The organism is Rhodanobacter sp. UC4437_H4, from assembly GCF_052978425.1.
Genome location: NZ_CM129673.1, coordinates 2,191,814 through 2,205,754 on the forward strand (window position 1 = coordinate 2,191,814; position 13,941 = coordinate 2,205,754).

8 protein-coding genes and 1 tRNA gene are annotated in these 13,941 nt (G+C 62.6%); 5 read left to right on the forward strand and 4 right to left on the reverse strand.

All coding sequences use genetic code 11. From position 1 onward, the window contains the following. The first annotated feature begins 78 nt into the window (after window positions 1–78). Window positions 79–154, forward strand: a tRNA-Ile gene (locus tag ACVCL3_RS10145). A 158-nt stretch (window positions 155–312) separates the two neighbouring features. On the opposite strand, the gene ACVCL3_RS10150 is transcribed toward ACVCL3_RS10145, so the two are convergent. Genes ACVCL3_RS10150 through dcm form a run of 4 tightly spaced genes read right to left on the reverse strand, consistent with a single transcriptional unit; the run spans window position 313 to window position 6,500 of the window. Continuing rightward, entirely contained in the window at window positions 313–1,278 is a 966-nt protein-coding gene (locus ACVCL3_RS10150) for a PD-(D/E)XK motif protein (RefSeq protein WP_447101174.1), read from the reverse strand. A gap of 1 nt (window position 1,279) precedes the next feature. Continuing rightward, window positions 1,280–3,541 (reverse strand): Z1 domain-containing protein, encoded by a 2,262-nt coding sequence (locus ACVCL3_RS10155; protein WP_447101175.1) that lies wholly within the window; start codon window positions 3,539–3,541, stop codon window positions 1,280–1,282. Further along, a complete protein-coding gene (locus ACVCL3_RS10160) occupies window positions 3,538–5,151 on the reverse strand; it encodes an ATP-binding protein (RefSeq protein WP_447101176.1) in 1,614 nt (537 codons plus the stop codon). Before ACVCL3_RS10160 ends, ACVCL3_RS10155 begins: the two co-directional genes overlap by 4 nt. After that, entirely contained in the window at window positions 5,142–6,500 is a 1,359-nt protein-coding gene (dcm, locus tag ACVCL3_RS10165) for a DNA (cytosine-5-)-methyltransferase (RefSeq protein WP_447101177.1), read from the reverse strand. Before dcm ends, ACVCL3_RS10160 begins: the two co-directional genes overlap by 10 nt. Window positions 6,501–7,164: 664 nt before the next feature. On the opposite strand from dcm, the gene ACVCL3_RS10170 reads away from it, so the two are divergent. The 4 genes from ACVCL3_RS10170 to ACVCL3_RS10185 all read left to right on the forward strand — a co-directional run bounded on the left by ACVCL3_RS10170 (window position 7,165) and on the right by ACVCL3_RS10185 (window position 13,919). Next, window positions 7,165–8,016, forward strand: a complete 852-nt coding sequence (locus ACVCL3_RS10170; RefSeq protein ID WP_447101178.1) for an HpcH/HpaI aldolase/citrate lyase family protein — start codon at window positions 7,165–7,167, stop codon at window positions 8,014–8,016. Beyond that, window positions 8,016–10,418: a sodium:solute symporter family transporter gene (locus ACVCL3_RS10175; RefSeq protein ID WP_447101179.1), complete on the forward strand. Its 2,403-nt coding sequence runs from the start codon at window positions 8,016–8,018 to the stop codon at window positions 10,416–10,418. Before ACVCL3_RS10170 ends, ACVCL3_RS10175 begins: the two co-directional genes overlap by 1 nt. 97 nt (window positions 10,419–10,515) lie before the next feature. Then, window positions 10,516–11,409, forward strand: a complete 894-nt coding sequence (locus ACVCL3_RS10180; protein WP_447101180.1) for a LysR substrate-binding domain-containing protein — start codon at window positions 10,516–10,518, stop codon at window positions 11,407–11,409. Between the two features lie 227 nt (window positions 11,410–11,636). Next, window positions 11,637–13,919: a TonB-dependent receptor gene (locus tag ACVCL3_RS10185; RefSeq protein WP_447101181.1), complete on the forward strand. Its 2,283-nt coding sequence runs from the start codon at window positions 11,637–11,639 to the stop codon at window positions 13,917–13,919. Window positions 13,920–13,941 lie beyond the last annotated feature (22 nt).

The window sequence follows — 13,941 nt, forward strand, 5'->3', positions numbered from 1 at the left end:
CGACGCGGGGCTTCTTCGTTCCGGCGAAGGTCCGGCCTCGTGGGCGCGCCGCGCCCTACGGTAAACTCCCACGCTCGCGGGCCTATAGCTCAATGGTTAGAGCAGGGGACTCATAATCCCTTGGTTCCAGGTTCGAGTCCTGGTGGGCCCACCATCCTGCGCCACCTCCCCCAATTTGTTCTGGAAACCATAATTGGCCGGAATTGCCAACTCCTTCAGATGGATCATCCCCACACCGTAGCGCTTGTACCGTTGTGCACGAGGCCTTCTAAAACCCGATCAGCGATATCACGATTAGGACGCGAGAGTTGCTCATCCGAACAAGCTATGAAGCAGATTCCTTGGACTACCGACTAGCGACGACTGCACAGATGAAAGATCCACTCGGAAGCGCATGCCGGTGATTCGAGGGTCACGAGGCTGCTCGGGTGCCGGAACGTCGCCCATGGCATAGATGGAGAAACTGCGCTCAGCAAATGACGGGTCGAAGCGGCGGTCTAGTCCCTCCGAAAAGTCACTTCCAAGTGCTGCGGCAATGTTCTCCCAGAGCTTCTGCCTGAGTTTGGATTCAACGGAGACGTGCTGCTCGATGAGGTTGGCCAAGTCAGTCACGCCGACTCCCCCATTCATCGGCTGAAGGAGAAGAGAAACCACAAATCCACCACCTGTGATGGGTGGCTGCAACTGCTCAAGCGCGAACTCATGCACGCGCTGCTCCTTGACGGCCGCCTTGACTTCAAGACGGCCGTTGGGCCAAGTGAAGTCGAACCGCTCGAACGGGCCCGCGTGCCAAGCTCGAAGTGCTTGAGCCACGTTATTGCACTTGGACATCACGAAGAGTTCGGCCCATAGCCCAGCCACTTCTCGACTACCGGGCAGGCCCAACACGCGAAAGAGGTCTAGTAACGCCTGAATGCAATGCTGCAGATTTTCGGTGGTCGACGCCGCCGGAAGCTGCTCGACCGCTGCCGAAAAGCAGCGGACAAAAATTTCATGTAACTCCGGAACCGTTGCGTCACATGCGATGACTGCAAACTGGCCCTCAAGAGTGCCATCGGTCGTCGTCACTCGGCAGGTACTGTGGAACTGGACGGAGATGTTCTTCAGTTCAATCGCGGGGAAATAAGTCGCTGGGCTCGCGTCGTGTAACAAAAAAACTGGGCTGCCATCAGCTGCCTTGGCAAGGAAGTCACGTCGTTGTGTCGACAGGGCAACAGCGACGAGATCCGCAGTGGACTGCGCCAAGGGAAGGTCGGCGAAGCCAGCAAACAGATCCATCTCAGCGTCTTTCCTCGATCAGAAGCGCCTTGCGCAGTTTCGATGGCACGTTCAACGCGAACCAGGCCACGTCCTTGATGTCGGCCTTGCTCGGGTCTCGTTGGTGCGTACCTAGGCTGAACTTGCGCAGTTGCAGGCTGATGCGATCACTGAAACAATGATCGCGATCGTTGATGGTGCCCGCGCTTTGGCTGAAGTACTGGTTGATGGGTGCAAAGGGATGGCTTGCAGGAAGCCCATGACCCGCAACGCGAGTACGGTAGCCGGTCTGCAGTCTGTTCATGAGGAACACATCGACCTTCAGCGATGGATCCTTGTCGTGCATTGAGGACAACGCAATCAGCATTGCAATGTGCTGTTCTGCGTCGCTTGGATCTCTTACGTTTACATGCAGCAGAAAGTCTTCAAGAACAGCTAGCAGCGGTACGGCTTCAATCACATCGTGCGGGGAGCTGGTCACTCCTTTGAGGACCGTGGCCGCGTTCACCGGCGAGCCGTAAGCCCTCTCCCACTTGGGGACCACTGAACCCAACAGGGTTCGATTCGCAGCCGCAGCATTCGCATCCCGTTGCATAACCGATGGTACGAGCCACCCATTGACTGGAATCCGGCGAACCCCCAGACCGATAACGTTGGCACGCGTCGGCTTTAACCGTTCGGTCAAGATGAAGTCTCGACGCCAGCGCGCCAATGGTTGGCCTCTATTGGCTGTCAGCGCGTCACGCACGCACTCCTCGTGCTCGATGTACTCAGTGAACGCGGCCTTGACAGTGCCTTGGACGAAAACGCGACACAGACCAAGGTATGGTGCCTTGTAGCCAAAGAAGCGAGCACGCTGCTGCAGCGTATCCGCGGCCGGGGAAGTCCCGAGTGGCCTGGGCATGTAAGTGGTACACAGACCTTCGACCGTGTATCCCCGATCTAGCTTCGCGCCGCCCACCAAAATCCAATACTTCGTCGCCTTCCAGTTGACCTTTTTCTCAGCGTCCTTCGTGCCGTTAACTTCAACGACATTAAGGTCGTCGAAGACTTCGTCGACCATCGCGGCAACCAACTCTGGTAGCGAGCGAATCTTAGGGAAGGTCTTGACTAGTGATTCGTACTCAGCCTTGAAGAGCAGCGTCGCCGCGATAGGGTCGCTCGCGAACTGCCGCTCCACCATGCTTTTCAGCGTTTTAAGCGCCTTATCAATCCAGGCCTTGTAGATCTTGTGCGAGGTGGTTGCGATGGCTGGGTGAACCATCATTGATCGGTTGCGATCTTTTGCCTTTAACCCCTTTCCTCGTGTCAGCGAATGATGGGCCGCGGCGAGCAAGAAGAAGCGCAGGGCGTCGAGTAGCGTCTTCGGCGGACTAGGGACAATGTTGTTTGGCCCCGGAACTTGCCGTGGAGGGATGTCCGCAATGAGATTTGGGTTGTCCAAGAAGAAGGCCTTGCCTCCGGTGTAGGCATTACCTGGTGTGACAAGTTCGGCAAAATTCGGATTAAGGAAGTCTGTCTGCGCGAGCAGCAGGTTCGCCTGAGGCGTGGCCGTGTACTGCAAATAGGAGTGGTGCGGCAACACCGCGCGCAGCGTCAGGATGGACTTATAGGTCGTACTGACGTCGGTGATGGCTGCCAAGCCTGCCTTGATGCGCGCGGCCTTCGTGTTGAGGCTCGCTTGATCGCTCTCATCGTCGATGATGAGGCAAGGCACCGTGCTGAGGTCAACACTCTTGAGGACAGTGGCCAACTTCTCCAAGTGCCCACCATGCTTGAGCACGGTAATGAGTAGAGCCTTCTTCGTCGGCTTCCTCTTCCAAGCGGTCAATCGGTTCTCAATCTGGCTCTTGACCGATATCGTGGGGTTGGACCAGTGGTACCAATGGTCACCACCGTCTTCTATGCCGAAATCTTTCTTAAGGCGTTCTTCAGACTGGTCACGCAGATTGTTCTTCGTACCCGCAAGGACTATGACCACGCCGTAGCCGTTGTCACGGGCCAAGGCAATGACTGTCTCGAATGAGAGTGTCTTGCCGCTTTGCACATATCCCACGACGAGGCCGGTCTCGGGAGTACCTGGCTTGGTGGGCGGAAGGCAGCGCCCGAGAATGCGCTGTGCTTCTTGCAGAACTGAATCCGCGCCATTTGTCAGATCTTCGTAATTCGGGCCGTTCGGATCTTTCGACTTGCTCTGCAGAAACTCCGTAGTGAAGTCGCGCTGCTCAGGTACCCAGCGGAGAGGCGGTTTGATGGTTCTGAGAATTTTGATTGAGGTGGTCATCGTTGGTCATCCTTGGTTATCGAAGCACAGCTCAAAAAACCACGCATCAGGTAGTTGAAGTGGTATAGGACGGCCTCGGGGGCCTGCCCTGTGATGTCCTCCGAAAGGACCAGTGCGATGCAAACTGCGGTGGCAATTCGAAGGAAGAGTTCAATGTTCTCGTTGTTAGTCCCGAGAAACTCGGTCGAGAACGGATGTGCGAGCGATAACTCCACGACCAGACGTCGCGTGTTATCCATGTCACCCTTCAACGATTCCTGTTTAGCCAGCGAGACCCAGTCCTCGCGCGCGGGGTCTACTGATGTTCGAATTGTAATGACCCAATCCCAGTTGCCATCGTTGACGGAGACTGTTCGTTCCGAAGCCTGCAGCGCACTCGGCGGTAGCACCTGCGGCAGTGGCAGAGGCTCCGCTGGATTAGTCTTCGCCTCAACCAGGAGCGGCGCTACATCCTTTTCTATGTAATCAGAAACCGAGGCTGTAGCAGCCGCGGCGCGCGACTCGATGTTCTTTTTCGAAGGTAGGGCTCGATAGTTTTCCGCCTGGGCCAACAGGTTCAGCGGGCTAGCCTCCAGTTGGTCTTTCAAGAATTCGAGAATGATGTCCTCGTACTCTTCCCAGCGAAAGCCATCCTTCGTGTGACTGACCTCAAAGCCCTCGACGTGAAGCTCCCCGAAGAGACGTTGGTAGGGATAGCTGTTGGTCTGCTTGAAGATGAGGCTTGGTCGATAGGTTTCATCGTAGCTACCTTCAATGAGGCGGTCTCGACGGAAGAGCGCGAAGCCGGCGAACGGAGTCGAACCGACCTCACGAAGCGCGGCAAAGCCGGTGATCTTCTGGCCCTTGCCGAAGTCGAGGTTGATGTCTTTGCGCCAGTGAATAGGCTTGGTGTCCGGCCCTTGAACCGGTGCTCCCTGCGCCGTGTAGGTGGCCGCAGTAAGGATGGGCACGGCCGCGTAGTTCAACGGCTCGCCGTTGAACTTCAAGATCATCCGACCATCCCTTAGGAACACCCGATAAATGCTCGCGAGATGCTCCTTGATTTTCCCGAGCGTCCGGCCCTGAGGGACATGATGCAACCCGCGCAGCGTCACCACCGTGTAGTGCGCCGACGAATTGTCTACGTCCCGCGGCTCGGTCTTCAGGCTCTCAATCTTGTTGTCGACGATGTGGCGGATGTCGAAATGAATCGTGCGCTCAAGTGACTCGCCAATGGCCTTGGTTCGAACGCTCCACCTTTCCGCGAACCAGCACGCCGCGCTCTTCATCCCCATTCCGAACTCAGATAGGCCGCTGCGATTGGGGGGAGCCTGTGCGGCCCTGAAGGCTCGAGGGAAGTCGGCAGCGGAGATGCCAGCCGCGTTGTCGGTGACGACTATGAGGCCCGGATCGTTCGTGTCGATACGAACGTCGACCTCGAGGTGAAAGTTCTCTCCGTGGATGGCTTCGAGAGCCGCTCGATTCGCAAGGTAGCTCTGCAGTGCGTTGTCGATGAACTCCGCGATGGCATACCAAGGCTTGTAGTTCAGGTGCCGAAGCACTGACAACATCGTGACTTCGGGCCGGATTTCAATCGACTTGGTCAGCTGTGGATCTGGAGTTACCTGCATTCGACCGTTCCCGCTTCGCGCAGCCGCGCCGGATCAGTAGCCTCGACGGTATGCCGCGTTGCCAGCAACGCCTGAGCGACCATCTCCACGACATTGGAATTCACCGCATTGCCCAGCGCTGCGAACGCTTGAGTTGGGCTCTTCGGAAGCTGGTTGAGGCTATCTAGGCTTTGGAGTCGAGCACACTCGCGTGGCGTCATGTAACGCTTCTGCCACCCGATGATGGGCACCTGGGTGTCCGTCATCGCGATCAGGCTCGGTGCGGTTGTACGACGTTTGACGCGGACGCCAGAAGCGCGAAACTGGATGACGTAATCCCAAATATTGCGTTCCCCCCCTTTTATGTTCCACTCGAACTTCTGGAGACTTGATGGGAACTTCAGAATCTTGTGTAGCCAAGGGTCAATCCATACCTTATTGTCTTGGTAGAACTGGCGGTTCTGACGAATGAAGTCCTGTTTCCACTTCGGGAACTCCATTTCGGCCGTGCGAGCGTGACTGGGCAATGCGGCCCAACGCTCCTCCAGTGTGCGTAAATAGCCAAGCTTCGTACCATGGCTACCCTTGAAGCCTTTCAGGCCATCCATTCCGAAGGATTCCTTGCGGGCATGTGGCGTCGTCACTTCGTACGGGTAGGTCGCACCCCATTCCATAGACCACAGAGGGAACGAAGGTAGCTCCACATCGGGCGGACAAGCCTTCAAAAACTCGTCCCAGACAACTAGACATTCGTTAACCCGAGCGGACAGTTGCTTCGCATCAGGCGGGTTGTCGTCGAGCACAGCGCCGATGTTCGTCTCGACGTCGCTGGTTTTGGGCCATTCAAAGTCGTCCAGCGGTAGCAATGAGCCTACAATGTAGACGCGCTCGCGAATCTGCGGAATGCCGAAGTTGTGAGGCGAGAATCGCTCGGCACGGATATCGTAGCCCAGCCCGTTTTTATTCTTGCCAAGAATCTTCTGGATCTCTCCCCAAGTACGACCCTTGTCGTGTTTTAGCAAGTTAGGAACGTTTTCAAGGACAAAGTACGTGGGCTTCTTCTTTTTGAGGATGGCAGCGACATTGAAAAAGAGGTTGCCTTGCTCGGTGCACTCGAAACCGAGTTGCTCACCAGCCTTGGAGAATGGCTGGCACGGGAAGCCGGCTGTCAGCAGATCGTGATCGGGAACATCCTTCGGATGGACTTTCGTGATGTCGCCCTCTGGCTTCAATCCGAAGTTCGTTTCGTAAAGTTCTCGCAGATGCTCCTTCCACTCAGCGGCGAACACGCATTGGCCGCCCATGCGGGCAAGGGCCACATGAAAGCCGCCTAGGCCGGCAAACAAGTCGACAAATCGGAATGGTTGCATCTCGTCCCGCGACGTTATTGATTCTTTGAATGGCGATAGCACCTTACCGCCTCCCCCTATCGCGTTCCCTCAACGAACCATCGGTCTCAAATTTTTTGGGCGGGTCGACGCCGGAAGCAATGCTAAGCCCTGCACGGTCTATCTTCTCGCAAAAGCCGTCAATGGGGAACCTTAGCTGACGCAAAGGATGGGCCCATTGAATCTCACCACACGATACGGCACGCACCACCTTCTCCGTGGGTAAGCGGCGGCCTGCCACGCATTCGTACGCGTCATCTCGCAAGCAATCCGAACATGGCCGGGTGAGGAAGTGTGGGGTCCCCTCGCTCGCCATCGCACTGGCGATGGCGCCGCCGGCTGCGTAGATCCGTCGTGAGTCGAACGTCCGGATCGTCGGATCCGTCGACAAGGCACACACCCCGATGCGTGAAAACTGGGCGGGCGGCGAGCGTCCGGTTTTCACGCCGGCTGGTGTCCGCCCCGAATGGAGCACGACGACGTGCGCAACGCAGCTTGACCCGATGAAGAGCGCGATGCGCCGCCGACGCCAGTCATCTGTTCGATAGAAAAACTATCTTTTGAACATGGCGCATCGGCTCGATTGCCGTCGTGCCATGCCGCACACTGCCCGTCATGACGAGGATGGCGACAGGCGGGCAAGCCGATGCGTAGCAAGCTGTTCGTGCCCGGTGCACGGCCGGAGCTGTTCGCCAAGGCGTTGGCCGGCGAGGCCGATGCGCTGTCGTTCGATCTGGAAGACGCCGTGGCCGAGGACCGCAAGGCCGAGGCGCGCGCGGCGGTGGCGGACTTCATCGCCGGTGACGCCGTCCCGCGGGCAGCCAAGCTGATCATCGTGCGCACCAACGCACCGGACTCGCCGCACTTCGCGGCGGACCTCGCCGCGGTCGTCCGTCCCGGCGTCACCCTGCTCAACCTGCCCAAGATCGAATCGCCGCAAGCCGTGGCGACGGCCGTGGCCGCGATCGAGCAGGCGGAACACGCGAACGGCGTGGCGCAACCGATCGGCCTGCTGCTGAACATCGAGACGCCGCGGGCACTGGCCGCCGCGGCACGCATCGCCGCCGCGCATCCGCGCGTCGCCGGCTTGCAGCTGGGCCTGGGCGACCTGTTCGAGCCGCACGGCATCGACCGCGCCGACCCGCGCAACGTGCATGCGGCGATGTTCGCCCTGCGCGTGGCCGCGGCCCAGGCCGGGGTGTTCGCGATGGACGGCGCCTACGCCTTGCTCGACGACGACGCCGGCTATCGCGAGGAGGCGTACATGGCGCGGCGACTCGGCTTCATCGGCAAGACCTGCATCCATCCGCGGCAGGTGGCGCTGGCCAACGCCGCTTTCGCCGCCTCGGAGGCGGAGCTGGCGCTGGCGCGCCGGATCGTCGAGGCCGCGGTCCAGGCGCCATCGCGCGGCGCCTTCGTGGTGGATGGACGGATGATCGACTTGCCGTTCCTGAAGCGCGCGCAGGCCCTGCTCGCCACCGCGCGCCGGGCGGACTGATGCGCGGCCGCCCCCGCCGGGTCGTGCCGTGGCTGTGCACGCTGCTGTTCCTGGCGATCGCACCGTTGCACGCGCAGAGCCTGGCACCGGTGCAGGACGGACAGCTGCCCGCGCTGGAAACCACGAAACCGCTGCGGGCCATCGCCCTCGTCGACGGGCAACCGCTCGCCATGGCCGCCGACGAAGCCTGGCGACTCGACGACGCACGCAAGGCCTGGCGCCGCCTGTCATCGCCGACCGGCGTCGCCGTTGCCCCGGACGGCATCGTCGAAGGCGGAACGCAGGCCTGGGTGCTGATCACCGCTCCCGATGCCCGCGGGGTGACCGGCGTGGCCCGGCTGCGCCTGCGCGGCGACACGCTGCAGTGGCAGCGCCTGCCCGCCCTGCCCGAGCCGCTGCATGACGCGCACGGGGCGTGGGCGAACGACACGCTGTCCGTCGCCGGCCTCGGCACCGACGGCACCACGCGGCTGTTGCAGCTGCAGACGAACACAGAGCAACCGCAGTGGAGCAGGGTCGGCGGCTGGCCGGGTGGCGGGGCGCCGACCTCCCTCGTCGCCCAGTCCGCGGCCGTGTTCGTCACCGTGGCCGATGCTTCCGGTACCGCCGAACGCCTGCTCCGCTGGAACGCCGACACGGGCTGGACCGAGCGCGGCCGGGTGCCGGGCCATGTGGTGCCGGGCTCCGGGCACGCGCTGGGGCAGGCGAATGCGCTCTATCTGGTGGACGCCGCCGCCTCGACGAAGCTGATGACCTTCCAGGTCATCACCACCGCCTGGGCCGCGCTGCCGGGTGCCGCGCCCGCTGATGTCGTTGCGACCGGCGCCTGGACCGACGGCATGTTCTGGGCACAGCGTGATGCGGGCGGACAGCGCGTCGACTTCGGTTATGCGCGTGTGGAGTCGACCAAGCTGCTGCTGCGCTGGCTGGACTGGGTGGTGATCCTGGTCTACCTGGCGGCCATGGTCGGCATCGGCCTGTTTTTCTACCTGCGCGAGAAACGCACCTCCACTGCCAGCTTCTTCGTCGGCAGCCGCAGCATCCCGTTCTGGGCGGCCGGCATCAGCCTGTACGCCACCAACACCAGCTCGATCAGTTTCATCGCGATCCCGGCCAAGGCCTTCGAGACCAACTGGCAGTACCTCACCAACAACCTGATCGCTGTCCTCGGCCTGATGTTCGTGGCGGTGTGGGTGGTACCGCTGCTGCGCCGGCTCGACCTGATGAGCGTGTTCTCGTACCTGGAAACACGCTTCCATCCCGCCATCCGCATGCTCGCCAGCGCGCTGTGCATCGTGATGCAGATCGGCAGCCGGATGAGCGTGATCCTGTTCCTGCCGGCGCTGGCGATCGCCACCATCACCGGCATCGACGTGGTGTGGAGCGTGCTGATCATGGGCGTGTTCACCATCCTCTACACCACGCTGGGCGGCATGAAGGCGGTGATCTGGACCGACTTCGTGCAGGTGTTCGTGATGTTCGGCGGCGCGCTGTTCGCGATCGGCTTCATCATCACGCACATCCACGGCGGCGTGCCCGCCTTCATGCACGCGGCGATGGCCGAGCACAAGATGCACCTGCTGGATTTCCGCTTCGACCTGACCAAGGCCACGGTGTGGGGCTTCGTGTTCCTGGTGCTGTTCGACGTGGTGCTGACCTTTCCCAAGGACCAGGTGCTGATGCAGCGCATCCTGTCCACGCGCTCGGACAAGGAGGCCGGCCGTTCGGTGTGGATGTTCGCGGCGGTGATGATTCCGGGCGGCTTCGTGTTCTACCTGATCGGCACGGCGCTGTTCGTGTACTACAAATCGCATCCCGAGCGGATGAACCCGACCCTGCCGATCGACGCCACCTTCCCGCTGTTCATCGCCGCCGAACTGCCGATGGGCGTCACCGGTTTGATCATCGCCGGCATCTTCGCTGCCGCCATGTCCACCCTGTCGAGCATCATCAACAGCGTGTCCACGCTGGCCTCGGTGGACTTCTACGAGAAGCTGGTGAAGCACCCGACGCCGAAGAAGAGCGTGCTGTTCGCGGAAGTCGCCGGCGTCATGGTCGGGCTGATCGCGATCGGGCTGGCCGTGCTGCTGTCGCGCTACGACATCCATTCGCTGTTCGATGTCTCGATCGAGCTGGCCGGACTGCTCGGCGGCGGCTTCGCCGGCGCCTACACGCTGGGCATGTTCACCCGCCGCGCGAATGCTCCCGGCGTCGCCATCGGCATCGGTGCGAGCATCTGCCTGACCCTGGTGGCGTGGTGGTTCAAGCTGGTGCACCCGTATTTCTACCTGGCCATCTCGATCGCGCTGTGCATCGTGATCGGCTACCTGGCCAGCCTGTGCTTCCCTGCGCCCGCGCGCTCGCTGAAGGGGCTGACCATCTACGCCGACCGCGCCGACTGAGTGTGCCTTCGAGCACTCCCCGCGAAGCCGCCGGACACGGCATGATGGCAACGACCGGCAGGCTCCGCTGACCTGCCGCCCAGATCCGCGAGGCGCCGTGGAAACCCAGTTCCTGCATACCTTCATCACCGTCGTCGACCAGGGCTCGATGGCCGCCGCCGCGCGCGTGCTGAACATCACGCCGGCGGCGGTGGCGCAGCAGATCCGCACGCTGGAGCGGGAGATCGGCGCCACCCTGATCGCCCGCGTCGGCCGCACGGTCAGCGTCACCGAGGAAGGCTCGCGCATCCTGCAGCGCTCGCGCGACCTGTTGCGCCACGTGGCCGACCTGCGCAGCGTGGCCAACGAGAACGCGGTCTCCGGCGAGCTGCGCCTGGGCGCCTGCCCCACGGCGCTGGCGGGCTTGCTGCCCGACGTGCTGGCGCGCATGGTCGAGACGTTTCCGCAGATCAACGTGTTCATCAAGCCCGGCTACTCGGCCGAGCTCTACCGCGCGGTGGAAGCCGGCGACCTCGACGCAGCCATGGTGCTGCAGGCGCCATTTGCCCTGCCCAAGACCTGCGAATGGCTGCTGCTGCGCGAGGAGCCGTTGATTGTGTTGGCGCCGAGAAGCATGGCCGAACGCGACCCGCACGAACTGCTCGCGACGCAGCCGCTGATCCGCTACGACCGCAACCAGTGGGGCGGCCGCCAGGCCGACGAGTACCTGCGCAGCCACGGCATCGTGCCGCACGAGCGCTTCGAGCTGAACGCACTCAACGCGATCGCGGTGATGGTCGACCGCGGCCTCGGCGTGTCGCTGGTGCCGGACTGGGCGCACCCGTGGCCCGAAGGCGTGCAGCTCGCGCGCATCCCGTTGCCGGCGCCCACGGTGCCGCGGCGCATCGGCATCGTGTGGTCACGCTCCAGCGTGCGCGTGCGCCTGGTCACCGTGCTGTTGCAGGAAAGCCGCCAGGCCATGCAACAGCGGCAGGCCGCCGGCCGGGGCTGAGCCGGGCCACGGCCCGCCTTGCTCAAGCAACAAAAGCTAGCCTCTGAAGATAGCCAGCGACGGTTCCACGTCCGCCGGCAAACGCCTAGCCTCGCGCATGAGGATCTGCACGGCGGGAGGGGAATACGGCTACCGACCGGGACGCGCACCGCGATGGTGCGCGGGCAGAGACGGCGCGTTCACCGCGAGCTTCGTTCGCGGCCACCTGAACCATCACGAGACAGGCCATGATCAAACCACTTTGCGTAGCAATAAGCGGCATCCTGCTGGTCTACTCCCTCGCCGCCGATGCGTCCGCCCAGGTTGCCGCTAGCACGGGTGACGGGGCTCCGTCTGGCCAGGACCAGGCCGCCACGTCCTCCGACGACCAAGCGAAGTCGGCGAAGAAGCGGGCCACCGAGCTGGGCGAGGTCATCGTCACCGGCACGCGCAGCCCCAAGGCGGTGGACGAGATCCCCGGCGCGATCACGGTGGTGACCAAGGAGGAGATCCAGCAGACCCTGACCGTGACCGAGGACGCCACCGCCGTGCTGACGCGCACCGTGCCCGGCTACGCCGAGTCGTCGCAGATGATGAGCAGCAGCGGCGAGACGCTGCGCGGCCGCATTCCGCTGCGCCTGTTCGACGGCATCCCGCAGGGCTCGCCGCTGCGCGACGGCTCGCGCAACGCCACCTTCACCGACATGGGCATCATCGGCCGCGTCGAGGTCATCAACGGCCCCTCCGCCTCCGAAGGCATCGGCGCGGCCGGCGGCATCATCAACTACATCTCCAAGGTGCCGGACAAGGAAGGCAGCGAGACCACGCTCAGCACCCGCCTGCAGACCCAGGGCCCGCGCGACAGCGGCGGCTGGAAGGTGGGCGGCACGTACGCGCTGAAGCAGGGTTCGTACGACCTGCTGGTCGCCGCCTCCTACCTCGACCGCGGCATCACCTACGACGGCAACGGGCGCCGCATCGGCCTGAGCGGCAGCGGCTCGGTGGCCGACTCCACCTCGAAGAACCTGTTCCTCAAGGGCGGCGTCAACTTCGGCCAGGGCGACACGCAGCGGCTGCAGGCGACCTACAGCCACTTCAAGATCGAGGGCAAGGGCGACTATGTCCAGGTGCTGGGCTGCCGCGGCCCGACCGACGACCCGCCGTGCGCCGTGCCGTTCACCAACACCTCGGAAAAGGGCCAGCTGCACGGCTCGCTGGACGCGTTCAACGATTTCGAGCAGTACAGCGTCGAGTACAGCAACAGCGACTTCCTCGGTGGCTCGCTGGTGGCCACCGCCTACCATGCCGACCAGGCGATGCGCTTCCTGCCCGAGAACGGCGACGACAAGCAGCTCATCGCGCCGCCCATCCCCGACGACCAGCGGATCTGGGACCAGTCGGAGATCACCTCGAAGAAGAGCGGCCTGCGCACCTCATGGACGCGCGGCGAGCTGTTCACCGTGCCGGGCCTGCAACTGCAGGTGGGCGTGGACGTGGTCAAGGACGAGGCGCAGCAACGGCTGGCGCTGACCAACCGCATCTGGGTGCCGCCGATGCACTACAAGAGCACGGCGCCCTACGGCCAGCTCTCCTGGGACGTCGGCCCGATCACGCTGAGCGCCGGTTTCCGCCGCGAGGACGACAAGCTGCACGTCAACGACTACACCACCACGCCCTACCGCAACAGCGTGTTCGTGGAAGGCGGCGGCGTGAAGTACACCGAGAACCTGAAAAACTTCGGCGCAATCTGGCGCATCGGCAGCCAGTGGTCGGTGTTCGGCTCGTACAGCGAGGGCTTCACCCTGCCCAACATCGGCATCCCGCTGCGCAACATCAGCGTGCCGGGGCAGTCCGTCGACCGCATCAGCGGCCTGGCCGCGATCATCTACAAGAACACCGAGTTCGGCTTCAACTGGCACGGCGAGCACGCTGCGTTCGGCGCCACCCACTACATCTCCAAGTCGCCGTTCGGCTCCTCGCTGGCGGTCGACCCGAACTCGAACGACTACATCCTGTCGCGCGCACCGGTACGCATCGAAGGCACCGAGCTCACCGGCGAATGGCGCTTCGACGAGCAGTGGAAGGTGAGCGGCGTCTACTCGCACATCACCGGCGAGACCGCGTTCTGGGCCGCCAGCCCGGGCGGCCTGTACCCGGCCGGCGGCATGAACAAGCCGCTGGGCATCTTCGACATCAGCCCGGACAAGCTGGCCGGCTCGATCACCTGGAAGTTCCTGCCCAACGCCGACGCCAACCTCGGTTTCACCTCGCTGTTCGGCCGCCACGTGTCCGGCAGCGACACCCGCGCCTACGACGGCGCCACCTACAGCTACGAGGAACACACCAGCGGCTACACCTTGTTCAACCTGGGCGTGAATTACGCCTTCCCGCGTTACGGCCAGCTCTCGCTCGGCGTGGAGAACCTGCTGGACAAGTTCTACGTCCTCAGCACCTCGCAGGTGGTCGGATACCAGAACTACTGGTCCGGTCGCGGCCGCGTCACCTCGCTGACGTATACGATCACGTTCTGATCCCCGGGAACGTGACGCCATA